25 protein-coding genes are annotated in these 21,132 nt (G+C 61.8%); 13 read left to right on the forward strand and 12 right to left on the reverse strand.

Annotation, left to right across the window (positions count from 1 at the left end):
• Positions 1-16 precede the first annotated feature (16 nt).
• The 4 genes from rnr (at position 17) to rpmG (ending at position 3,702) form a co-directional block, all read left to right on the forward strand.
• Positions 17-2,305: a ribonuclease R gene (gene rnr, locus RO009_17790; GenBank protein MDT3686886.1), complete on the forward strand. Its 2,289-nt coding sequence runs from the start codon at positions 17-19 to the stop codon at positions 2,303-2,305.
• Positions 2,306-2,324: 19 nt separating this feature from the next.
• Positions 2,325-2,729, forward strand: a complete 405-nt coding sequence (locus RO009_17795) for a DUF983 domain-containing protein (protein MDT3686887.1) — start codon at positions 2,325-2,327, stop codon at positions 2,727-2,729.
• Positions 2,726-3,457 (forward strand): NUDIX hydrolase, encoded by a 732-nt coding sequence (locus RO009_17800; protein ID MDT3686888.1) that lies wholly within the window; start codon positions 2,726-2,728, stop codon positions 3,455-3,457. The genes RO009_17795 and RO009_17800 overlap by 4 nt, the downstream gene beginning before the upstream one ends.
• Before the next feature lie 77 nt (positions 3,458-3,534).
• Positions 3,535-3,702: a 50S ribosomal protein L33 gene (gene rpmG / locus RO009_17805; GenBank protein MDT3686889.1), complete on the forward strand. Its 168-nt coding sequence runs from the start codon at positions 3,535-3,537 to the stop codon at positions 3,700-3,702.
• A 404-nt stretch (positions 3,703-4,106) separates the two neighbouring features.
• Here rpmG and RO009_17810 read toward each other — a convergent pair whose 3' ends face one another.
• Both RO009_17810 and RO009_17815 read right to left on the reverse strand, forming a co-directional pair.
• Positions 4,107-5,480, reverse strand: coding sequence for a PleD family two-component system response regulator (locus RO009_17810; GenBank protein MDT3686890.1), 1,374 nt, complete (start codon positions 5,478-5,480; stop codon positions 4,107-4,109).
• Positions 5,480-5,851 carry a response regulator gene (locus RO009_17815; GenBank protein ID MDT3686891.1) on the reverse strand — a complete coding sequence of 124 codons (372 nt, stop codon included), beginning with the start codon at positions 5,849-5,851 and terminating at the stop codon, positions 5,480-5,482. The genes RO009_17810 and RO009_17815 overlap by 1 nt, the downstream gene beginning before the upstream one ends.
• Positions 5,852-5,990: 139 nt before the next feature.
• Between RO009_17815 and RO009_17820 the strand changes: the two genes are divergently transcribed.
• The 3 genes from RO009_17820 to RO009_17830 all read left to right on the forward strand — a co-directional run bounded on the left by RO009_17820 (position 5,991) and on the right by RO009_17830 (position 8,362).
• A complete protein-coding gene (locus tag RO009_17820; GenBank protein ID MDT3686892.1) occupies positions 5,991-6,293 on the forward strand; it encodes a DUF3572 domain-containing protein in 303 nt (100 codons plus the stop codon).
• A complete protein-coding gene (locus RO009_17825) occupies positions 6,290-7,567 on the forward strand; it encodes a DNA polymerase IV (protein MDT3686893.1) in 1,278 nt (425 codons plus the stop codon). The genes RO009_17820 and RO009_17825 overlap by 4 nt, the downstream gene beginning before the upstream one ends.
• Before the next feature lie 144 nt (positions 7,568-7,711).
• Complete coding sequence (locus tag RO009_17830) at positions 7,712-8,362, forward strand: glutathione S-transferase family protein (GenBank protein ID MDT3686894.1); 651 nt, start codon at positions 7,712-7,714, stop codon at positions 8,360-8,362.
• A gap of 1 nt (position 8,363) precedes the next feature.
• On the opposite strand, the gene RO009_17835 is transcribed toward RO009_17830, so the two are convergent.
• Positions 8,364-9,212, reverse strand: coding sequence for a cell envelope integrity EipB family protein (locus RO009_17835; GenBank protein MDT3686895.1), 849 nt, complete (start codon positions 9,210-9,212; stop codon positions 8,364-8,366).
• Between the two features lie 157 nt (positions 9,213-9,369).
• Between RO009_17835 and RO009_17840 the strand changes: the two genes are divergently transcribed.
• The 5 genes from RO009_17840 to RO009_17860 all read left to right on the forward strand — a co-directional run bounded on the left by RO009_17840 (position 9,370) and on the right by RO009_17860 (position 12,840).
• A complete protein-coding gene (locus RO009_17840) occupies positions 9,370-9,837 on the forward strand; it encodes a RidA family protein (protein ID MDT3686896.1) in 468 nt (155 codons plus the stop codon).
• Positions 9,838-9,863: 26 nt separating this feature from the next.
• Positions 9,864-10,610 (forward strand): glycerophosphodiester phosphodiesterase family protein, encoded by a 747-nt coding sequence (locus tag RO009_17845; GenBank protein ID MDT3686897.1) that lies wholly within the window; start codon positions 9,864-9,866, stop codon positions 10,608-10,610.
• Between the two features lie 20 nt (positions 10,611-10,630).
• Positions 10,631-11,890 carry a GNAT family N-acetyltransferase gene (locus RO009_17850; GenBank protein ID MDT3686898.1) on the forward strand — a complete coding sequence of 420 codons (1,260 nt, stop codon included), beginning with the start codon at positions 10,631-10,633 and terminating at the stop codon, positions 11,888-11,890.
• 3 nt (positions 11,891-11,893) lie between these two features.
• Positions 11,894-12,322 (forward strand): HIT family protein, encoded by a 429-nt coding sequence (locus RO009_17855; GenBank protein MDT3686899.1) that lies wholly within the window; start codon positions 11,894-11,896, stop codon positions 12,320-12,322.
• A gap of 80 nt (positions 12,323-12,402) precedes the next feature.
• Positions 12,403-12,840 (forward strand): VOC family protein, encoded by a 438-nt coding sequence (locus RO009_17860; GenBank protein MDT3686900.1) that lies wholly within the window; start codon positions 12,403-12,405, stop codon positions 12,838-12,840.
• Between the two features lie 136 nt (positions 12,841-12,976).
• Here the strand turns inward: RO009_17860 and RO009_17865 are convergent, their stop codons facing one another.
• From RO009_17865 to RO009_17885, 5 genes are all read right to left on the reverse strand, one after another.
• Positions 12,977-13,336 (reverse strand): AzlD domain-containing protein, encoded by a 360-nt coding sequence (locus tag RO009_17865; GenBank protein MDT3686901.1) that lies wholly within the window; start codon positions 13,334-13,336, stop codon positions 12,977-12,979.
• Positions 13,333-14,064, reverse strand: a complete 732-nt coding sequence (locus RO009_17870) for an AzlC family ABC transporter permease (GenBank protein MDT3686902.1) — start codon at positions 14,062-14,064, stop codon at positions 13,333-13,335. Before RO009_17870 ends, RO009_17865 begins: the two co-directional genes overlap by 4 nt.
• Positions 14,065-14,572: 508 nt before the next feature.
• On the reverse strand, positions 14,573-15,022 hold the full coding sequence (locus RO009_17875) for a low affinity iron permease family protein (protein ID MDT3686903.1): 450 nt from the start codon (positions 15,020-15,022) through the stop codon (positions 14,573-14,575).
• Positions 15,023-15,370: 348 nt separating this feature from the next.
• The gene (locus tag RO009_17880) at positions 15,371-15,607 is read right to left on the reverse strand and encodes a hypothetical protein (GenBank protein ID MDT3686904.1); all 237 of its coding nucleotides are present in this window, start codon (positions 15,605-15,607) and stop codon (positions 15,371-15,373) included.
• A 219-nt stretch (positions 15,608-15,826) separates the two neighbouring features.
• Positions 15,827-16,042, reverse strand: coding sequence for a hypothetical protein (locus tag RO009_17885; protein ID MDT3686905.1), 216 nt, complete (start codon positions 16,040-16,042; stop codon positions 15,827-15,829).
• Between the two features lie 170 nt (positions 16,043-16,212).
• Between RO009_17885 and RO009_17890 the strand changes: the two genes are divergently transcribed.
• Positions 16,213-16,833 carry a glutathione S-transferase family protein gene (locus RO009_17890; protein MDT3686906.1) on the forward strand — a complete coding sequence of 207 codons (621 nt, stop codon included), beginning with the start codon at positions 16,213-16,215 and terminating at the stop codon, positions 16,831-16,833.
• Positions 16,834-17,050: 217 nt separating this feature from the next.
• On the opposite strand, the gene RO009_17895 is transcribed toward RO009_17890, so the two are convergent.
• The 4 genes from RO009_17895 to clpS all read right to left on the reverse strand — a co-directional run bounded on the left by RO009_17895 (position 17,051) and on the right by clpS (position 20,849).
• Entirely contained in the window at positions 17,051-17,515 is a 465-nt protein-coding gene (locus RO009_17895; protein MDT3686907.1) for a YidB family protein, read from the reverse strand.
• Positions 17,516-17,570: 55 nt separating this feature from the next.
• Complete coding sequence (locus RO009_17900; GenBank protein ID MDT3686908.1) at positions 17,571-17,834, reverse strand: GlsB/YeaQ/YmgE family stress response membrane protein; 264 nt, start codon at positions 17,832-17,834, stop codon at positions 17,571-17,573.
• A 165-nt stretch (positions 17,835-17,999) separates the two neighbouring features.
• A complete protein-coding gene (gene clpA, locus RO009_17905) occupies positions 18,000-20,441 on the reverse strand; it encodes an ATP-dependent Clp protease ATP-binding subunit ClpA (protein ID MDT3686909.1) in 2,442 nt (813 codons plus the stop codon).
• A gap of 75 nt (positions 20,442-20,516) precedes the next feature.
• Complete coding sequence (gene clpS / locus RO009_17910; protein ID MDT3686910.1) at positions 20,517-20,849, reverse strand: ATP-dependent Clp protease adapter ClpS; 333 nt, start codon at positions 20,847-20,849, stop codon at positions 20,517-20,519.
• Between the last annotated feature and the right edge of the window lie 283 nt (positions 20,850-21,132).

The raw sequence follows: 21,132 nt of genomic DNA on the forward strand, positions 1-21,132 counted from the left end.
CCGGCTGAAGGTCTCATTGGCGAAGGCACGACCAAAGAAACAGCCACCCTTCCCCGGCAAGGATGAATTGCTGGCCTTCATTCGCTCGGCTTCCGGAAAAGTCGGCACGCGCGAGATTGCACGCGCTTTCCATCTGAAGAACGAAGCTCGCGCACAGTTGAAGCGCGTCTTGCGCGAACTGGCCGATGAAGGAGAGATCGAAAATCGGCGCAAGAAGCTGCATCGCCCCGGCACCCTCGCTCCCGTCACGCTGGCCGATATCGTGGAACGTGATCGCGACGGCGAGCTGATCGCACTTCCAAACGAGTGGGATGAGGAGGAGCACGGCCCCGCGCCCAAAATCCGGGTGATGACGCCGCGGCGTGCCAAGCCGACAGAGATCGCCGGAATTGGCGATCGCGTTTTGCTGCGCGTCGAGCCACTCGACGATGAAGAAGAAGCCATTCGCCATACCGGGCGGGTCATCAAGATCCTGGACAGGGCCCGCCACCGCATTCTGGGTATTTTCCGCGCCAATCCCGCCGGCGGCGGACGGCTGGTTCCGGTCGACAAGAAAGCACTGGGCCGCGAGCTGTCGGTGCCACCGCACGCGACCGGCGAGGCGCAAGACGGAGAGCTGGTTTCTGCCGACATCTCGAAACAAGGACGCTACGGATTGCCGGTCGCCCGCATCAAGGAACGACTGGGCTCGTTGAAAAACGAGCGTGCAGTCAGTCTTATCGCCATCCATGCACACGGCATCCCGAATGTTTTCGCAGCGGACACTGTGGCCGAAGCGGAAGCTGCAAAGCCCGCCGCTCTCACGGACGGATACGAGGATTGGCGAAAAGTTCCGCTGCTCACCATCGACCCAATCGATGCCAAGGATCACGACGACGCTGTTTATGCAGAGCCGGACGAGGATGCGGGCAATCAAGGCGGACATGTTGTGTACGTCGCCATCGCCGATGTCGCTTATTACGTCACACCCGGCTCGGCGCTGGACCGTGAAGCGCTGGACCGCGGCAACTCAGTCTATTTTCCGGACCGTGTCGTCCCCATGCTGCCGGAGCGGATTTCCAACGATCTCTGCTCGCTGAAGCCGAATGCCGATCGCGCGGCGCTGGCGGTGCGTATGGTGATCGGCGCGGATGGCCGCAAACACTCGCACAGCTTTCATCGCGTTTTGATCAGGTCGGTAGCCAAGCTACATTACCAGCAGGCGCAGGACGCCATCGACGGCCGGACAGACGACGTGACCGGTCCCATCGTTGAAAAGATTCTTGCACCGCTTTACGCGGCCTATCACTCGATTCTGAAAGCGCGTAACGAGCGTGGCCCGCTCGATCTCGATCTGCCGGAGCGCAAGATCCTGCTCAAGCCGGACGGGACCCTCGATCGCGTCATCATTCCGGAACGCCTCGTTGCGCACAAGATGATCGAGGAATGTATGATTCTCGCCAATGTCGCCGCGGCGGAAACGCTGGAGCGCGCCGGCGTTCCGCTGATCTATCGCGTGCACGACGAACCTGGCTTGGAAAAGGTTGAAGCCCTGCGCGAATTGCTGCAGACCCTCGATCTGTCTTTTCCCAAAGGCAGCGTATTGCGTCCGTCCCTGTTCAATACGGTACTGGCGAGAGTGAAAGGCCAGGACGTCGAACATCTGGTGAATGAAGTCGTGCTGCGAACACAGTCGCAGGCCGAATACGCTTCAGAAAACTACGGTCACTTCGGCCTGGCCTTGCGCCGCTACGCGCATTTCACCTCGCCAATCCGCCGTTACGCCGACCTGATCGTGCACCGCGCGCTGATCGGCGCGCTCAAGCTTGGTAAGGGCGCCCTGCCCGAAAGCGCCGACATCGCCTCGCTGGGCGAAATCGCGGCCCGCATTTCCGCGGCCGAGCGGCGCGCCATGAAGGCGGAACGCGAGACCGTGGACCGGTTGATTGCACATCATCTGGTCGACCGCATCGGCGCGACATTTGAAGGGCGCATCAGCGGCGTGACCCGCGCTGGGCTGTTCATCAAGCTCGATCAGACCGGCGCCGACGGCTTCGTGCCGGCCCGCACCATTGGCGACGAGTATTTCCAGTATGACGAGGCTCGCCACGCCATGATCGGCCGCCGGAGTGGCGAAATCTTTCGTTTGGGTGACCGGGTGACGGTCAAGCTGGTCGAAGCCATTCCGGTGGCCGGGGCCTTGCGGTTTGAACTGCTCTCCACCGGACAGCATGACAGGGCTGCACGGAAAAGCTTGGGCAAATCGCCGCCGCGTCCTAAATATCGGTCGAAAACCAAACGGGTAAGACCCCGAAAGCGGGGCTGAGGACTCCAAGATGGGTATCATGATAGAGGGGCAGCAGCGTCACGGCGGGCGGGCGCTGCTGAACGGTTTCCGTGGTCGTTGCCCCGCTTGTGGCGAAGGACGCATGTTTCGCGCCTTTCTGAAGGTCAATGACAATTGCCCGTCCTGCAGCGAGGAATTGCACCATCATCAGGCGGACGACGCCCCTGCCTATTTCGACATCGCCATTGTCGGCCATACTGTCGTCCCGCTCGCACTCTCCGTCGAAACCGCATTTGCGCCGGCCTACTGGGTCCATCTCGCGCTTTGGCTGCCATTGACTCTCGGCCTCTCGCTTGGCCTTTTGCAGCCGATCAAGGGCGCAATCGTCGCCTGGCAATGGGCTAATCGCATGCACGGATTTGATACGGTGCCGGCGAAGGTGGTCAGTAATCCGCGGCCATGACTGATCTGGCGCAGTTACTGACCGCGGCGGAGCGCGAGCGCAAATCGCCGAATGTTCGTCCCAAGGATGCCGCCACGCTGATCCTGGTGGACCGCAGCGGACCGACGCCAAAGGTGTTGCTCGGCAAGCGCCACCACGGGCATTCCTTCATGCCTGGAAAATTCGTGTTTCCCGGCGGCCGGGTCGATCCCTCTGACCGTCTGATGCCGGTGGCGAGGTCGCTCAACACGCATGCCGAGCAGTTCCTGATGAGGAAGACCCTTCGACCCAGCGCGACCAAGGCGCGGGCCATCGCCCTCGCCGCCATCCGCGAGACCTTTGAAGAAACTGGTCTGCTCCTTGGTGCGCGACACGACAATCCCGAAAGCGCACCGGAAGGGCCCTGGGCCGAATTTGCGAAGGCGGGGTTCTACCCGGATCTTTCCGCGCTGCATTTCATCGTGCGGGCCATAACCCCGTCACGCCGGCCCAAACGGTTCGACACCCGGTTTTTTGCAGTCGACGCCAGCGCCATAGCATACAAGGTCGACAACGTCGTTCATGCCGATGCCGAGCTGGTGGAACTGGTCTGGCTGCCGATTGCCGAGGCCCTCAACCTTGATATGCCGACTATCACCCGCGTGGCCTTGAAGGAGCTGGAGGCTCGGGTCGCCGCCGGTTTTGGGCATGACTTGCCGGTGCCTTTCTACCAGATGCCCCGGAAGCGCTTTATGCGGGAGCTTCTGTAGCTCCCCGCGGCTTTCCTTGACATTCCGGCTCCGGAGGCTAGTTTCCGCGCCAACAAATCCCCTTTCCGAGGTTTTCCATGGCCAAGGCCGTCACCATCAAGGTGAAGCTCGTTTCCAGCGCGGATACCGGCTTCTATTACGTCGCCAAGAAGAATTCGCGCACCATGACCGACAAGCTCGTGAAGAAGAAATACGACCCGGTCGCGAAGAAGCACGTCGAATTCCGCGAATCCAAGATCAAGTAGGCCCAGTCACGTTGCGCTGTGCAGGGGCGCCGTTATGGCGCCCTTGTCTTTGGTGGCCACAGACTCGGTTTCGCCGCAGCGGGATCGTCCCTGGCTGTGCGCAGAGGTGGCCGGCCGGAAACGGTGACATGAGGAGGCCACTCACACCGCTCCCAGGCCGGCCGAACCCCACGGACCCAGGAGATGCGGCGGACCTGAGCATTCCGTAGGGTTATCAATAGCTTAGGAAGTATCGACCGGCGCCGCACTAGCCCAATTCAGCTGCAACTCTCCTGCAGCGTCCCGATTGAGGCTACCTCTGGAGATAGCCGAAATCAAAGGACAAGCCTTTGATTACTGAGGCAACTTTTTGTCAACCTCAACAATTAGGGTTTCCGGTTAGGGTTAGCCGCCGAGCTCGTGCGTTATGCCGCGTCGGCGACGACGCGGTTGCGCCCGTCCCGTTTCGCCCGGTACAGGGCCTGATCAGCTCGTTTCAGCAGATTGTTCGCAGAGTCGCCCACACCTTCCAGCGCTGCAATTCCGATCGAAATGGTCACGTCGATGGACCGCCGTCCCTGCTCGATCGGGAAGGCTTCCATGGCGATGCGACGGCGTAAACGCTCCGCCACGGTGGCGGCGACGGCGAGGTCGGTTTCCGGCATGACGATCACAAACTCCTCGCCACCGTGACGACATGCGAGGTCGATGCCGCGGATCGACTTGCGCACCCTGATGGCAAATTCGCGCAGCACGTCGTCGCCGGCGTCATGCCCATAGGTGTCATTGATCGACTTGAAATAGTCGATGTCCAGCACCAGCACCGTCAGCGGCTTGTGGCGGCCGGCGGCCTGCTCGATCAGCGTGGCGAGATGGCTCTCCATGTAGCGGCGGTTGTAGAGCCCGGTCAGGCCGTCGGTGATCGCGGCCTCGATCGAAAGCTGAACATTGTCGCGCAACCGCTCGGTGTAGCGCTTCTTGCGGATCTGCGTGCGCACCCGCGCCAGCATCTCGTTCTTGTCGATCGGCCGCAGCAGATAGTCGTTGATGCCGATCTCGAGACCGCGCATCAGCTTGGCGTTATCGTCCGGCTCACAGAGCGCGAGAATGGGAAGGCTGCGGGTCCGGTCGAGCGAGCGCAACTGGCTGCACAGGCGCAGGCCGTCAAAATTCTGAAGGCCGAGCGACACGATCATCAATTCATAATCGCCCTCGGCCGTGCGAAACAGCGCGCCATGCGGATCGGGCTCGACATCCACCACATGCTCGGATTCGAGCAGCGCGGCCAGACGCTCATAAGACGCACGCCGATCATCAACGATCAGGATGCGGCCATGCCGGCCGGTTTCCGCAATTGCCTCGCGTTCCGCACTCTCGATGCCGATCTCGCGCGAGGTCACGGCGCGCATGCGCAATTCGTCCGTCATCATCTTCAGACGCGTTAGCGAGCGCACCCGCGCAATCAGCGCCACATCGGAGACCGGCTTGGTCAGGAAATCGTCGGCGCCCGCCTGCAGACCGGCGACGCGATCGGACGGCTGGTCCAGCGCCGTGACCATGACCACGGGAATGTGATGCGTTGCCGGATTGCTCTTGATCCTGCGGCAGACTTCGAACCCGTCCAGGTCGGGCATCATCACGTCGAGCAGAACGATGTCGCATTCGGCACGGTCGCAGATGGCGAGCGCCTCGATGCCGTTTGTGGCGGTGACGACGTCGAAATATTCCGCCGACAGGCGCGCCTCCAAGAGCTTCACATTGGCCGGAACATCATCAACGACGAGAACGCGAGCGGTCATTAAGCATTACCCAGAAACTGGCGGACGGTTTCAATAAATTTGCCAACGGAAATCGGCTTGGAAAGATAGGCCTCGCAGCCGCCTTCGCGGATCCGCTCTTCATCGCCCTTCATGGCAAAAGCCGTCACGGCGACCACCGGAATGGATTTCAGTTCGGAATCGTCTTTGAGCCACTTGGTGACTTCGAGGCCGGAGACTTCCGGCAGTTGAATATCCATCAGGATCAAGTCAGGCCGGTGACGGCGCGCAAGATCCATTGCCTCGATGCCGTTGCGGGTGCCGACGGTCTGATAGCCATGCGCTTCGAGCAGATCGTGGAAGAGCTTCATATTGAGCTCATTGTCCTCCACGATCAGGACAGTCTTAGGCATTCCCGCCCCTCCTGGGCATTCCCACCCGGTCCCATTCGATCCAAGGCTCAAGTGCCGGATCGCCTCCAGGCGCGCGATCATGCATGATGGTATGATTCAAGGTAGGTCCGATTTCTTACGGAAACGCAAACGAAAAGCTATGGTTAAGAAAACATCAAAGCCGTCGCGGGATCGGGCCGAGGGCGTCGCCATAGCCGCCCTCACCTTCATTGCCGCCGATCCGGAGCGGCTTGGACGCTTTCTCGCGTCGACCGGCATTGGGCCCGCTGATATCCGCATCGCTGCACAGCAGCCGCTGTTCCTGGCTGGCGTCATCGGGCACATCGCCGCCGACGAGCAATTATTACTGGCCTTTGCGGCTGAAATTGGCGTGCAGCCCGATGAGATTGACCGCGCGCGAAAGGCGCTCAGCGGCCCGGACTGGGAACGCGACGCTCCATGACACCCGGATTCTGCCGCGATTGTCTCGGCGACGCGCCTGCCGGCATCGCGCGCTGCCGAAACTGCGGTTCCCCGCGCCTGCTCCGCCACAAGAGCCTCGATTCTCTCGCCATTGCGCATGTCGATTGCGATGCCTTTTACGCAACGATTGAGAAACGTGACAATCCGTCGCTGGCCGACAAGCCGTTAATCGTGGGCGGCGGTCGGCGCGGCGTCGTCGCCACGGCCTGTTACCTCGCGCGCACTTACGGCGTGCGCTCCGCCATGCCGATGTTCGAGGCAAAGCGGCTCTGCCCGCATGCCGAGATCGTTCCACCGAACATGTCGAAATATGTCGCGGTGGCGCGCGAGGTGCGCCGGCTGATGCTCGATCTCACCCCGCAGGTCGAGCCGGTTTCGATCGACGAAGCCTTCATGAACCTGTCCGGCACGACGCGCCTGCACGGAATGTTTCCGGCCAAGTCGCTTGCCCGGTTCGCACGGAATGTCGAAACACAATTGGGCATCACGGTTTCGATCGGACTGTCCGCGAACAAGTTTCTCGCCAAGATTGCCTCGGACCTCGACAAGCCGCGCGGCTTTGCCACGCTGGGGCAGGACGAAGCCGCCGCTTTTCTTGCTGACAAACCCGTTTCACTGATTTTCGGTGTCGGACGCGTCGCCCAGGAGCGGCTTGCGAAGGACGGCTTTCACAAGATCTCCGATCTGCAGAAAGCTGATGAGACCGACCTGATGCGCCGCTTCGGCGCCGAAGGACAGCGTCTGTGGCGGCTGGCGCGCGGGATCGACCATCGTCAGATCGTCCCCGATCGCGACGCCAAGACCATTTCATCCGAAACGACATTCAATGACGACATCGCCGACCTGCGATCCCTGGAGAAGATATTGTGGGCCTTGTCTGAAAAAGTCTCCGCCCGGCTCAAGGCCAAGGCGCTGGCCGGAGCGACCATCACTTTGAAGCTGAAGAGCGCCGATTTCCGTCTCAAAACGCGCGCGCGTTCACTCGACCATCCGACGCAACTGGCCGGCCGCATTTACGCGGCCGGTCGCGATCTGTTGGCGCGTGAGATCGACGGCACGAAATACCGACTGATCGGCATCGGCGTCGCTGCATTGACGTCTGATGAAAGAGCCGATCCGGCTGACCTGATCGACATCCGTGGCACCCGTGACGCCGCTGCCGAACGCGCGCTCGACAGGCTGCGCGAGCGCTTCGGGACACAGGCGATCCTCAAGGGGCTGGGGCTGGGCAGCGAAGCAAGCGACGAAGACTAGTGTCAGGACTCATTGCCGGAGCCAAGATGACGGTTGCCGCGACGCAGATTGCGCTGATGAATGTGTGGGCGCAGCGGTGCCAGCGCATCGAGCGCCGCCAGTCTTTTTGACACAGCCGAAGATCATCGCGAGGAGACATTCACGATGACCATAACCATTACCGCCTTTGAACGGTCACCCGATGGCGGCAAGGGACTGGCGCGTGATATGCGTGTTCGCTGGGCACTTGAAGAAGTGGGCCAACGCTACGAGGTTCGCCTTGTTTCGTTTGCGGCGATGAAGGAACCCGCGCATCGCGCGCTCCATCCCTTCGGGCAGATTCCGACCTATGAGGAAGGCGACCTCGTCCTGTTCGAGACAGGGGCGATCGTGTTGCACATCGCCGAGCGCACTGCGGGCCTGTTGCCGGACGATGCCAATGCCCGGGCGCGCGCGATCACATGGGTGTTTGCTGCGGTCAACACGGTGGAGCCGTCGATTCTTGAACTCGCGAACGCCAGGCTCCTCGAGCGCGACAAGTCCTGGTACGCCGAGCGCCTGCCGCTGGTCGAGGATCGCGTCCGCGATCGTTTGGGCCAACTTTCCACTCGCCTGGGCAATGCCGACTGGCTCGATGGTGCATTCAGCGCCGGCGACCTGATGATGGTGTCGGTGCTCCTCAGACTGAGGTCATCGGGCATTCTGAACGAATATCCAAACCTGGCCGCTTATGTGACACGCGGCGAAGCGCGGCCCGCCTACAAACGGGCCTTTGACGCTCAATTGGCGGTCTACACTGGCAAGGTAAACCATTGAGCTACTTGCACGGCTTGGCGTTGCCGATCTCGATCGAGGTCATTTCGCCGGCAATCACGAAATCATTGTAGTCGAGCGACAGATTGCGCGAGATTCCGTTCTCGTAGACTTCGAACTTGATCGAATAAACGGGCGTCTGCTCGCCGGTCTTCTTTGACCTGTCGAAATAGCTGATGCTCACCGGCCAGCGTTTCAGCCTGGACAGGCTGTCGGTCCGGCCGGCCGCATCATCCGGTCTCTTCTCAGGCGCGATCTCCTGCCCGATCACCGTGAGGGTGTCGTAGATCTTCTCGCCTGTTTCCGAGCCGTCATAGACCGGCAGTTCAAGAATGGTCTTGCCTTCCAGCGCCGCTTCGATGATCCGCCGCATGTGATCGGTCGGGAAAATGATCGTCGGCTCGATGTCGAATTTCTTGTTGCCCGGCTTGGTCAAGGCAATCGACACGCCGGCATTGCGGCGCTGCGCATTGCCGTCGACGGTATCGGTCAGGTTCTGGTTGATGAAGTTTTCCGACTTGAAGCGAAAACTGTTTGCCGCGCCCTCTTCCCAGGTCGTGGCGCGCAGATCGGTTGTCAACGTCTTGCCCTCGCCAAGATCGATTTCCGAAACCTGGCGGAATTGCAGGGCATAACCCTCGCAGCGGCTGCCGGAGAAATCATAGAGAATACGGCCGCGGACTGATTCGACAGGCCGGTTGCCGCGCGCTTGCGACAGTTTCAAGTCATATACGGCCCGGTGCGGCGCGAGTTCGATGCGGGGCTGGCTCCAGCCGGCCGCAGGCCATCCGAAACACAAGGCCGCAGCGAGCCCGGTTGCGCTGCAAAGGACGGCGCGAGAAGAAAAATTCATTGATCAACTCCGGGGCGGCTGCCTGCAAAATTAAAGGCGCCGCCGGCCTGCTGCAACATGGAACGGCTATTGTGCTGTCTTGCACGGGACACCATGATCAGCCAAGACAGGCCGGCTTTGCGGCGACAACGTGACCGTGCAACAAGAGGAGACGGGTATGGCGGGGGCAGTCGAGAAGAAACTGGCGGAACTGGGCATCACCCTGCACACACCCGCATCTCCGGTTGCCAATTATGTCGGTTTTGTCCGCACGGGGAACCTGCTGGTCGTTTCGGGGCAGGTCTGTTTCGACGCGGAAGGCAATCTGGTCGCCAAGGGAAAGCTCGGCGGCGAGGTGTCGGTCGAGGACGGGCAGAAGGCCGCGCGCGCCTGCGCCATAAACCTGCTGGCGCAGATCAAGGCCGCGCTCGGCGATCTCGACAAGGTGCAGCGCGTCGTGCGCCTCGGCGGCTTCGTCAACGCGGTGCCGACATTTCTCGACGGCCCCAAGGTGCTGAACGGCGCCTCCGATCTGATGGTCACGGCGTTCGGCGACAAGGGCCGCCATGCCCGCACCACCGTCGGTGTTTCCGTGCTGCCCATGGACGCCGCGGTTGAGGTGGAAGGCATGTTCGAGGTCGCGTGAGCTGAACAACACAGCGAACCGCACAAATGGCAGGCCTCGACTGGCTGACCGCAAGACCGGTGGCGCATCGCGGATTGCATGACGCCGGCCATGGCGTGATTGAAAACACCGCCTCCGCCTTCGCCGCGGCGATCGAGAACAACTATGCGATCGAGTGCGACCTGCGGCTTTCCGCCGACAACGAGGTCATGGTGTTTCATGACCGCACGCTGGATCGGCTGACCGAGGCGAGCGGCGAAGTCATCCGCAAGACCGCGGGTGAACTCGGCGCCGTGATGTTCAAGTCGACGGCGGATCGCATGATGACGCTGGCGCAGCTCTGCGAGCTCGTCGGCGGGCGGGTTCCGCTGATCCTCGAACTGAAGAGTGAATTCGACGGCGACCTGCGCCTGCCGCAGCGCGTGGCCGACATCCTGCGAGGCTATGCCGGTCCTGTCGCCGCAATGTCGTTCGATCCGGCACAGGTGGCGGCATTGGCCGCTCTCGCACCGGGGCTGCCGCGCGGAATCGTGGCCGAGCGTTACTACAAGCATCCGGAATGGAAGCGTTTGCGCGCCCATGACCGGTGGCGGCTGGCGCATCTTCTGCACGCCCTGCGTACTCGCCCGCATTTTGTGGCCTATGCGGTGAACGATCTGCCCGCCGCCGCGCCGCTGCTGGCACGGTGGCTGTTCGGCCTGCCGCTCCTGACCTGGACCGTGCGGACCGAGGCGCAGCGGACTTGCGCCGCACGCTGGGCCGACCAGATGATTTTCGAGGGATTTCGGCCATAAACGGCGGCTAGACTGCAGGCATGTCCTCTTCGGCCTCTTCCCCCGACACCGCAGCGACGGTCCAGCTTCGCGCGGTGTCCGATATCGCCGCCGTCGGCCCCGCGGCCTGGGATTCATGTGTCCAGCAATCCAGTGTTTTGCGGCCACAGCCTCATCTGTTGTCTCAGCAGAGCCAAGATGGATTGCGAAACATTTCCGCCAACCCATTCGTTTCATACGCTTTTCTGTATGCGCTGGAAGCCTCGCAATGCGTCGGACGCCGCGCCGGCTGGCTGCCTCAGCACCTCGTTCTTGAGGATGATCGCGGTCAGGTCCTTGGTGTCGCACCCTGCTATCTGAAGACGCATTCGCAGGGCGAGTATGTGTTCGACCATGCCTGGGCGGACGCCTATGAGCGGGCCGGGGGCGACTATTACCCCAAGCTGCAAGTGTCGGTGCCGTTCACGCCCGCGACCGGGCCTCGCCTGCTGCTCAATTCCACGACGCATGCCGAAACCGGCCGTGCCGCCCTGGCCGAGGGGCTGATCGCCCTCTGCCAGCAGCGGCAAGCCTCCGGCGTGCACGCCACCTTCCTGCAGCCGGCCGATCGCGACGCCCTTTCGGCGAAGGGATATCTGATCCGCACCGACCAGCAATTCCATTGGGACAATCCCGGTTATTCCTCCTTCGAGGATTTCCTGAGCGCCCTCTCCTCGCGCAAGCGCAAGTTCATCCGCCGCGAACGCCGCGAGGCCCTGGCTTCCGGCCTCAGCATCGACTGGCTCACCGGCTCCGACCTGACAGAATCCATCTGGGACACCTTCTTCGCCTTCTACATGGATACCGGCTCGCGCAAATGGGGCCGTCCCTATCTCAACTGCAAATTCTTCTCGCTGATCGGCGAGAGCATGCGCGACCGCATCCTGCTGGTGATGGCGAAGCGCGAGGGGCGCTACATTGCAGGCGCCATCAACTTCGTCGGCGATAGCATCTTGTTCGGCCGCCACTGGGGCGCGGTCGAGCATCATCCCTTCCTGCATTTCGAGGTCTGCTATTACCAGGCCATGGATTACGCCATCGCGCACAAGCTGCCGCGTGTCGAAGCCGGCGCACAGGGCGAGCACAAGCTCACGCGCGGCTATGCGCCGGTGACGACCTATTCCGCCCACTACATTGCCGATCCCGGATTGCGGCGGGCGATTGCCGATTACCTGAAGCGCGAGCGGCTGCATGTGGACGCCGCCGGCCGGGAACTTGCCGCCTACACGCCTTTCCGCAAAACTGCTGCCGCAGAGGATTGAGACATGCCGGCTTACGACCCCAACAACATTTTTGCGAAGATCCTGCGCGGCGAACTGCCGTGCCACAAGATCTACGAGGACGAGCGCGCTTTCGTCTTTCTCGACATCATGCCGCGCGCGCCCGGCCACACGCTGATCCTGCCCAAGGCTCCGGCCCGCAATGTGCTGGACGTGCCGCCTGACGACCTCGCGCATGTGATCAAGGTGGCGCAGAAGGTTGCGAAAGCCGCGATGACGGCGTTCGAGGCCGACGGCGTCACCATCCAGCAATTCAACGAAAGCGCCGGCGGACAGGTGGTGTTTCACCTGCACGTGCATGTCATCCCGCGCAAGGAAGGCGTCTCCATGAAGCCGCCGGCGAGCGAGAAGGAAAAGCCGGAAGTGCTGGCCGAGCACGCCAAAAGGCTGTCGGCGGCTCTTGGCTCCGTGTAGCGCCTTTTGAATCGAAGCGCACATCACCCCCGTTCCTTCCAGCGTAAGCGGGACCCCCAGACACTTTGTAGATTGGACCCATGGCGCTCAAACGGATGGACAACGTCGGAATCGTCGTCGATGATCTCGGAGGGACAATTGATTTCTTTCGCGACCTCGGCCTTGAGCTCGAAGGGCGGGCCACGATCGAAGGAGAATGGGCCGGACGTGTCACCGGACTGGGCAATCAGCGCGTCGAGATTGCCATGATGCGCACGCCGGACGGCCACGGCCGGCTGGAGCTATCCCGCTTCCTCACGCCGCCTGCCGTCGCGGATCACCGCAACGCCCCAGTCAACGCTCTAGGCTATCTTCGCGTCATGTTCGCCGTGGACGACATCGACGAGACGCTTGAAAGGCTGCGCAATCGCGGCGCGCAGCTCGTAGGCGAAGTCGTCCAATACAGGGACGCGTATCGGCTCTGCTATATCCGCGGGCCTGAAGGGCTTCTCATCGGACTCGCCCAAGAACTCAGCTGAGCGCAATACGACGACAATGATATAGGACCAAAGCCAGCGAGCGCGTCTTACAACGGGATCCGCCTTGCTGGACTGCTACTTTTGCACCTCTGAATCCCGGCTTGCGCGGGGACGAACAGAGAAATGATAATCGATTTCAGCCCCGCAACAGCCATTCGCTCACCAGGGTGCCGAGGATCAGTGTGGCAACACCTGTCGCGACGCCGGCGAAGACCGAGCGGCGGATGAGGGTGAAGGCGACAAAGCCGGCCGCGACCGCGATCAAGCGCACAGACAGCGGAATGGAGGCAAGCGCGCCAGGGGCGAAAATCGTCAGCCTGGCGATAACCGCAGCGAGCACCGCGGTCGCGACCGCGCGCACCCAGATCAGGATCTCCGAGCCTTCGTCAAGGCCGCGCGAGGCGACCAGACCGAAGGCGCGCCAGACTTCGTTCGGCAGAAAGCCGACCAGAACCAGCACCAGATAGGGCCAAAGCTGCTCCGTCAATACGCTCATCGCCGGCGCCCCCAAATCCTGTGTGCTCCATACGCCAGGGTACCGCCGATGACTCCGGACCACATGATGTCGAGATTGACCGCGTAATAGGCGAGGATCGGCCCGATGATCAGGCCGAACAGCAGCGCCAGCCGGTCGATCAGTTCGCGGCTGTTGCGGGCGATCGACACCAGAAACGACATCGGCGTCAGGAACAGGAGCGCGGCGGTCAAAAGCGCCGGCAATTGCGCGGCGAGATAATAGCCGCCGAAGGTCGCGATCAGCGCGGAGGAAAAATAACCGGCGCCGAGGCCGTTCACGAAGGGAATGCGCCGCTCCACCGCGACCAGCGGCGCCAGCCGCATCGATTCCACCCACATGCTGACCGCAGTCATGTGCGCCGGCAGGATCAATTCGCGAAAGCGCGTCTTCGGGCCTTTAAGGAGCGGCAGGAGCGAAACCACCATCGGCAGGAGGCGCACGCCGCTGAGACCGACCGCAATCGCCACCTCAATCAGCGGCGAACCGGCGCCGAGCGCAGAGATCAAAATCACCTGCGCCGGACCGGCCCAGATCAGGATGGTCGTCAGACCCACCCACCAGACGCTGAAGCCGAAATCGTGCGCCAGCGCGCCGACGCCGATATAGGTGCCAAACAGCACATAGGCAAAGACCGACAGCCAGGCCGAACGATAGCCGGCGAGGAAAGCGGAGGATGACGATTCGAAGTGCAGGCTGGGTCCCAACATCGGCCGCACCATGCGGCGGGCAGCCTGCGAAGGCAATCTGTGCGTGTGGCATGGGCAGCATGCAGTGGTCTCCGGCTTCGTCGCGACGCACAGACGCGCGTGATCGCAGCAATATTTGGGGCGCCGGGGTCACCTTCCTTCTCTTTCCCTTGCTTCAATAAGGTCGGGGGATTGGCGCGCCGGGCGCGACCTTGCTTTTCAGTGTGCGATCCCGTTTTTAGAATCGCCGCGTCGTCCGACGCGCCATCGCGACGTTTTTTCACTACGATGCCGGGCCTCGCTTCACTGGGTGATCAGTGCGGGCCCACAGTCAGCCAACTCCTGGCGGAGGCCATCAGTGGCCCCGGGCCGGGACCGGGAGGTCTTGCGTCGCGCCGAACCTGTTGCGGGTGAATGGAAATGATGTCTTGCCTGCGCGAAGGGTGGGGCGAAGCTGTATTCCACCGGGAATGACCGGGGATGAATGCTGCCGCAACCTGGCGGCGTGTTCGTGAAGAACCGGAAGCAATCAGGACGTGCTCGCCTGCTCAGCCTTACGCGCCGCCCGGTCGAGGCTGACGACCTTGTCATCGTCATCATCAGCCTTCGCGCGTTCCTCACACTTGGCCCGGATTTCTTCCAGCTCATCGTCGGTCAGGTGCTCGATGCCGACGAAGCGGTTGTGCGCCTTGCTGTTGCGGATCAGTTCATCCAGCTTGACCTGGATGGCGGCGCCGTCGCGATTCTGCGAATTCTGGATGAGGAACACCATCAGGAACGTTACGATGGTTGTCCCGGTGTTGATGACCAATTGCCAAGTGTCGGAGAAGCCGAAGATCGGCCCCGAGATGCCCCATACAAGCACGATCAACACGGCGATGCCGAAGGTCAACGCCTTGCCGGCAGCGTGCGAGGTAGCGTTGGCCACTTTTGTGAAGAGGGCACTGCTGCCGTTTTTTCCGTTTTTATAAGTAGACATGACCTGACCTGATGTCCCCCGGTGACGTGCCATACAAACAGAAAGCGGGACTGTTTGGTTCCACGGGGGAATACCCACATGGTCAATCACGGAACCTTGTCTGGAGCGGCTCATCGCCCAGTTGTCGAATGACTCGACCGCCCCGATTTCCTCGGGGCAGGATTCGCCGTTAGTCCACCGTGCGCGGATGATGTTCGTGCAAGAACGTTGCAAGCGGCTCGCGCTGGGATTCGCCAGCACGTCTCACCGTCGCCTCGAACAGCACGCGCTGAATGTCCTGAGGCAGTTCGCCCCAGGACTCGATGACCGCATTTCCCAAAAGGTGGGCGTATTGTTCATTCATGAAACTTACGCGTTGCCGCCACGCCGACCGCTTCGCGGGCCAAGCGGTCCCTTGCGCTCCCGTATCAGACCCTCGGGTGGTCCATCTTCACCTTCCACCGGCATTGTGCGTACATCCGCGCCGTCCTGTGCCTGCTGATGCTTTCCGATCGTCTCGTGTGCGCGCTTCTTCGGCACATCGCTGGTGTCGGTGTCGTAGGCGCCACCCCGTTTGTCTTTCAGATCGGCCTTAGCCTGTCGCATGCCAGCACCTAGTTGGGAGAGGCGGCGCACACCGCTTGCGCCACCAAGAGCACCGCCGTGATGCTGAGAATGGCCGCCGCTGTGGCTAGCAATGGCCAATCTTTGAATGCCTTGAGCATCGTGTTCTCCATGCCGGATAAGTTCGTGCGCCGGTGTGCCGTTCGTCACGCCGAACGTCGACTGTAAGGCGAACGGTTGGCCGGCCGCAGGGAAATTCCCTCACGCTGGGCTTTGCTGCGTATCGCGCCCTCGGGCCGCCGCAGTTTCAGGCTGATCACGCCGGTCGGCGTGTTTTTGCCTGACCAGCGAGCGCAATTCCTTGATCTCGCGATTTTCCCACGGCTCGCCGGACCGCTGCTTGTATTTCGGGTTTGCCTTGCGCGGACCCTTGCGCCCGATAGGAGAGCCCTGCCGCTTCCAATCTGATTTCGCCATCTCATGAATTCCCGTGTTTCCCAGCGGTACAGAGATGCAAATCCTGCCGAACCGCCGAGGTTCCCTGAGGGCCGAATGCGTCGCACGGCATTTTGCCTTTGGACGTGACAGGGTCTCATTGTTCCTGTCATGTTCTTTTTCAAGGATTCAGGACATTATTGGAGTTAGTCATGGCCGACGATCTCGTCCTCTACACCAACCCAATGTCGCGCGGACGCATCGCCCGCTGGATGCTGGAAGAGGTCGGCGCGCCCTACCGCGCCGAGATTCTGGATTTCGGCACGACCATGAAGGCGCCGGCTTATCTTGCACTCAATCCCATGGGCAAGGTGCCGACGATCCAGCACGGCGACACCGTCGTCACCGAATGCGCCGCGATCTGCGCCTACCTCGCCGACGCGTTTCCGGCTGCGAAGCTCGCGCCGCCGACCGACAGGCGCGGCAAGTATTACCGCTGGCTGTTCTTCACCGCGGGTCCGGTGGAAGCGGCGGTGAGCAACAACGCGCTGGGTTTGACAGTGCCGGCCGACCGAGAACGCATGATCGGCTACGGCACCTATGGGGCGGTGATGGACACGCTCGAGCGCGCGGTGAGCGCGCAGCCTTATGTGGCGGGCGATTCATTCACCGCGGCCGACGTCTATGTCGGCTCGCATATCGGTTGGGGTCTGCAATTCGGCTCAATCGAGAAGCGCAAGGCGTTTGAGGATTACTGGGGCCGGCTCAAGGACCGGCCCGCGCATCTGCGCGCGACCGAGCTTGATGACGCGGCGATGCCGAAGCAATCCTAAAGCATAGCGGTGCTATGAGGCTGACTATCGCCGCCAGCCTGAAGGGCGGTGGCGCAGCGGCGACCGCAAAGGACGGCGGCCGCTGAACGCGTTCTCGTGAATTGTTTTCACAGGTCGACAACCACACAACTTGTGGCCATTCATCCGCCAAGCCGCTTCGACCGCACCTTAAGATGACGGAGCAGGTGTTGGCGATTCAATCGAACGCATCCACGCGTCAGGCCGCGACGATACGGCCCTCGGGTGTATATTTGTCGACGGCCGCCGGAAGCTCGCGCGACAGCCGCGAGAGCAATTCATCCTGGCTCAATCCGGTGGCCTGGCTGAGCTGTTGCAGCACGTCCGGGCTCAGCGCTTTCTTCAGATCAGTCGGTGCGACGTCCTTGTTGGGACCTGTGCCGATCCAGGATTCGGCGGCGTCTCGCTGGCCGGACTGGGTGAATTGGTCGAGCAGTTCACTGAGGCCGCCGTTGAGCAGCGTGCCGGCACTCAATCCGCCGAGCAGGCCGCCGAGATTGCCAAGCCCGCCCTGCTGTCCCTGCGCCGGATTGTCTCCGGCTGCGGCACCGCCGCCCTGGTTCATGTTCCGGAGAAGATCGGCAATCTTGTCCCGGTTCTGATAGCCCAGGACAGCGAGCAGCCCGAGCAGGGCCGTCATCGAGGGATAACCGCGGCTGTTCATATTGCGCTCCCGCCGGTTCGTGATGAAGGGTTTGAGGCCCGCTGTAAAATCCGCCTCAGGCGTGGCTGCGCCTGGCGGCGACCATTCCCCAGATGGCGAGCACGATGACGGCACCGACAATGGCGCCAATCAATCCGGCGCCCTCACCCGCCTGATACCAGCCGATCGCTTGCCCGAGATAGGTGGCAACAAACGCGCCCACGACGCCGAGAATGGTGGTGAGAATGAATCCCGAAGGTTCGTTGTTGTCGCCCGGCATGATGAATTTCGCGATCACGCCCGCAACGAAGCCAATAATGATCGTCCAGATGATGCCCATGGGGATTCCTCGTGTAATCCGAAAGACGCCGCGCTTCCGCATAACGACGCAAAACCAGCCAGCGGCCGCAGGCGTTGGACGTAATGCACGGCGGAACCGATGGTTCCCTCAGATGCAAAAGCCGGGCATCGCGCCCGGCTTTCAATCACCCCTATCGTGACACCCTTACGCCTTTACCAGCGGCACTTTCGGCACCGAGCCGCGGCCCGGCCCGGAGGGGCCCGAGCCGCCGCCCTTTGGTCCGGACGGCTTCGGCTTGCGCGGCGCCGCCGCGCGCTTCGCGCGCGCGCGCTTGACGGGAATCTTTTCGGGCTTCGGCGTGACCGGCCCCTCCAGATATTCGAAGCCGAGCTTCTCCTTGCCGTCCTCTTCCTTGACGAGGATGACGCGGACATGGCCGCCGGCCTTCAGCCGGCCGAACAGCACCTCGTCGGCGAGCGGCTTCTTGATGTGCTCCTGGATGATGCGCGACATCGGCCGCGCGCCCATCAATTCGTCGTAGCCGTTCGCCACCAGCCAGCGCGACGCCTCCTCCGAGAGCTCGATGGTGACGTTGCGGTCGGCGAGCTGCGCCTCGAGCTGCAGCACGAACTTGTCCACCACCTGCTTGATGATTTCTTCCGACAGATGGTTGAAGGTCACGATGGCATCGAGACGGTTGCGGAATTCCGGCGCGAACAGCCGGTTGATCGCCTCGACGTCGTCGCCCTCGCGCTTGTTGCGAGTAAAGCCATACGTGCCCTTGGCGAGGTCGGCGGCGCCCGCATTGGTCGTCATGATCAGGATGACATTGCGGAAATCTACCTGCTTGCCGTTATGGTCGGTGAGCTTGCCGTGATCCATGATCTGCAGCAGCACGTTGAACAGGTCCGGATGCGCCTTCTCGATCTCGTCGAGCAGCAGCACGCAATGCGGATGCTGGTCGACGCCATCGGTTAGCAGGCCGCCCTGGTCGAAGCCGACATAACCGGGAGGCGCGCCGATCAGACGCGATACCGTGTGCCGCTCCATATATTCGGACATGTCGAAGCGGATCAGTTCGACGCCCAGCGCCTTGGCCAACTGCTTGGCAACTTCGGTCTTGCCGACGCCGGTCGGACCCGAGAACAGATAGCAGCCGATCGGTTTTTCCGGCTCGCGCAAACCGGCGCGGGCGAGCTTGATCGAGGCCGCCAGCGCCTCGATCGGCCGGTCCTGACCATAGACCGTGGTCTTCAGCGTGGTCTCGAGATGCTGCAGCACCTCGGCGTCGTCCTTGGAGACGGTCTTCGGCGGGATGCGCGCCATGGTCGAGATCGTGGTCTCGATCTCCTTGATGCCGATGGTCTTCTTGCGGCGGCTCTCCGGCAGCAGCATCTGCGCCGCGCCCGACTCGTCGATCACGTCGATCGCCTTGTCCGGCAATTTGCGGTCATGGATATAGCGCGCCGACAATTCCACCGCTGCCTTGATGGCGTCGTTGGTGTATTTGAGCTTGTGATAGTCCTCGAAGTACGGCTTGAGGCCCTTGAGGATCTCGATCGTATCCGGCACCGACGGCTCGTTGACGTCGATCTTCTGGAAGCGCCGCACCAGCGCGCGGTCCTTCTCGAAATATTGCCGATACTCTTTATACGTGGTCGAACCGATGCAGCGGAGCGTGCCCTGCGCCAAAGCCGGCTTGAGCAGGTTCGATGCGTCCATCGCCCCGCCGGAGGTGGCGCCGGCGCCGATCACCGTGTGGATCTCGTCGATGAACATGATCGCGTCCGGCGTCGCCTCGATCTCCTTGATCACCTGCTTCAGGCGCTCTTCGAAGTCCCCGCGATAGCGCGTACCGGCCAAGAGCGTACCCATGTCGAGTGAAAACACGGTCGAGCTTTTCAGCACGTCCGGCACCTCGCCGTGCACAATACGGCGGGCGAGGCCTTCCGCAATGGCGGTCTTGCCGACGCCGGCGTCGCCAACCAGCAACGGGTTGTTCTTCTGGCGGCGGCACAGCACCTGGATGGTGCGGTTGATTTCGGCATCTCGGCCGATCAGCGGATCGATCTTGCCGTCCTTCGCTTTCTTGTTCAGGTTGATGCAATAAGCGTCGAGCGCATCGCCCTTCTTCTTGCTGTCATCGCCAGTCTTAGTGTCGGTCTCATCGTCGACGCCGCGCACGGGACGTGATTCCGACATGCCCGGCCGCTTGGCGATGCCGTGGCTGATGTAATTGACCGCGTCGTAGCGCGTCATGTCCTGCTCCTGCAGGAAATACGCGGCATGGCTTTCGCGCTCGGCGAAGATCGCGACCAGCACATTGGCGCCGGTGACTTCCTCGCGGCCGGATGATTGCACATGGATGACGGCGCGCTGGATCACGCGTTGGAAGCCGGCGGTCGGCTTGGAATCCTCCGAGCCTTCGGTGACGAGGTTCTCCAGTTCGTTTTCCAGATACGAGATCAGGTTGCGGCGCAGCTTGTCGAGATCGACGTTGCAGGCGCGCATCACCGCCGCGGCATCCGAATCGTCGATCAGCGCCAGCAGCAGGTGTTCCAGCGTCGCGTATTCGTGATGGCGTTCATTGGCGAGCGCGAGCGCCCGATGAAGCGACTGTTCCAGGCTGCGCGAAAAACTGGGCATCTTATGTCCTTCAAGTCCCCGGCCTGTTCACCGGTTCCGTGTGGCCGCCCCCGGCCCCAACATTGCGTCCGCTACTCACTTTTTCTCCATGACGCATTGCAAAGGATGGTGATGTTTGCGGGCAAAGTCCATCACCTGCGTCACTTTTGTTTCTGCGACTTCATACGTATAGACGCCACATTCGCCGATCCCGTGGTGATGCACATGCAACATGATCTGGTTGGCGGCTTCGCGATCCTTGTTGAAAAAGCGTTCCAGCACGTGCACCACGAATTCCATCGGCGTGTAGTCGTCGTTCAGCAGCAACACACGGTAGAGATTGGGCCTTTTGGTCTGCGGCTTGGTCTTGGTGATGACCGCCGTGCCCGGTGCGCCAGGATCTCCCCGCCCCTTCTTGTCGTCAGCCATACGGGCCCCGGACCGGGAATCCTGGCCCGAAGCCAAAAACGTTATCGGAATCATGAGGCTCATAGTTCAGCCGGTCGCCCGCACTTTCGAAGCATTTGAAGGAACTCACGTTGCACACTTTGATAATAATGCCGGAGCAAGGCGGGTGCCAGATCGCCGGATTCAAGTCAGCTCCGCGCCCCGACCGGCCAGCGCACCGCACGATTCACCCGTTCCGTTCCGCGATTGACGGACCGAAATACGGACAAATCGCGGCAAATCGTGCCGAATCTTTCGGAAATAC

The organism is Pseudorhodoplanes sp. (genome assembly GCA_032027085.1).
Lineage (GTDB): Bacteria > Pseudomonadota > Alphaproteobacteria > Rhizobiales > Xanthobacteraceae > Pseudorhodoplanes.

What these genes read in the sequence shown, in the direction of transcription:
- RO009_17795 (MDT3686887.1), top strand. Translation starts at nt 2,325, where the DNA reads ATGATAGAGGGGCAGCAGCGTCACGGCGGGCGGGCGCTGCTGAACGGT.
- RO009_17800 (MDT3686888.1), top strand. Translation starts at nt 2,726, where the DNA reads ATGACTGATCTGGCGCAGTTACTGACCGCGGCGGAGCGCGAGCGCAAA.
- rpmG (MDT3686889.1), top strand. Translation starts at nt 3,535, where the DNA reads ATGGCCAAGGCCGTCACCATCAAGGTGAAGCTCGTTTCCAGCGCGGAT.
- RO009_17810 (MDT3686890.1), bottom strand. Translation starts at nt 5,480, where the DNA reads ATGACCGCTCGCGTTCTCGTCGTTGATGATGTTCCGGCCAATGTGAAG.
- RO009_17815 (MDT3686891.1), bottom strand. Translation starts at nt 5,851, where the DNA reads ATGCCTAAGACTGTCCTGATCGTGGAGGACAATGAGCTCAATATGAAG.
- RO009_17820 (MDT3686892.1), top strand. Translation starts at nt 5,991, where the DNA reads ATGGTTAAGAAAACATCAAAGCCGTCGCGGGATCGGGCCGAGGGCGTC.
- RO009_17825 (MDT3686893.1), top strand. Translation starts at nt 6,290, where the DNA reads ATGACACCCGGATTCTGCCGCGATTGTCTCGGCGACGCGCCTGCCGGC.
- RO009_17830 (MDT3686894.1), top strand. Translation starts at nt 7,712, where the DNA reads ATGACCATAACCATTACCGCCTTTGAACGGTCACCCGATGGCGGCAAG.
- RO009_17835 (MDT3686895.1), bottom strand. Translation starts at nt 9,212, where the DNA reads ATGAATTTTTCTTCTCGCGCCGTCCTTTGCAGCGCAACCGGGCTCGCT.
- RO009_17840 (MDT3686896.1), top strand. Translation starts at nt 9,370, where the DNA reads ATGGCGGGGGCAGTCGAGAAGAAACTGGCGGAACTGGGCATCACCCTG.
- RO009_17845 (MDT3686897.1), top strand. Translation starts at nt 9,864, where the DNA reads ATGGCAGGCCTCGACTGGCTGACCGCAAGACCGGTGGCGCATCGCGGA.
- RO009_17850 (MDT3686898.1), top strand. Translation starts at nt 10,631, where the DNA reads ATGTCCTCTTCGGCCTCTTCCCCCGACACCGCAGCGACGGTCCAGCTT.
- RO009_17855 (MDT3686899.1), top strand. Translation starts at nt 11,894, where the DNA reads ATGCCGGCTTACGACCCCAACAACATTTTTGCGAAGATCCTGCGCGGC.
- RO009_17860 (MDT3686900.1), top strand. Translation starts at nt 12,403, where the DNA reads ATGGCGCTCAAACGGATGGACAACGTCGGAATCGTCGTCGATGATCTC.
- RO009_17865 (MDT3686901.1), bottom strand. Translation starts at nt 13,336, where the DNA reads ATGAGCGTATTGACGGAGCAGCTTTGGCCCTATCTGGTGCTGGTTCTG.
- RO009_17870 (MDT3686902.1), bottom strand. Translation starts at nt 14,064, where the DNA reads ATGTTGGGACCCAGCCTGCACTTCGAATCGTCATCCTCCGCTTTCCTC.
- RO009_17875 (MDT3686903.1), bottom strand. Translation starts at nt 15,022, where the DNA reads ATGTCTACTTATAAAAACGGAAAAAACGGCAGCAGTGCCCTCTTCACA.
- RO009_17880 (MDT3686904.1), bottom strand. Translation starts at nt 15,607, where the DNA reads ATGCGACAGGCTAAGGCCGATCTGAAAGACAAACGGGGTGGCGCCTAC.
- RO009_17885 (MDT3686905.1), bottom strand. Translation starts at nt 16,042, where the DNA reads ATGGCGAAATCAGATTGGAAGCGGCAGGGCTCTCCTATCGGGCGCAAG.
- RO009_17890 (MDT3686906.1), top strand. Translation starts at nt 16,213, where the DNA reads ATGGCCGACGATCTCGTCCTCTACACCAACCCAATGTCGCGCGGACGC.
- RO009_17895 (MDT3686907.1), bottom strand. Translation starts at nt 17,515, where the DNA reads ATGAACAGCCGCGGTTATCCCTCGATGACGGCCCTGCTCGGGCTGCTC.
- RO009_17900 (MDT3686908.1), bottom strand. Translation starts at nt 17,834, where the DNA reads ATGGGCATCATCTGGACGATCATTATTGGCTTCGTTGCGGGCGTGATC.
- clpA (MDT3686909.1), bottom strand. Translation starts at nt 20,441, where the DNA reads ATGCCCAGTTTTTCGCGCAGCCTGGAACAGTCGCTTCATCGGGCGCTC.
- clpS (MDT3686910.1), bottom strand. Translation starts at nt 20,849, where the DNA reads ATGGCTGACGACAAGAAGGGGCGGGGAGATCCTGGCGCACCGGGCACG.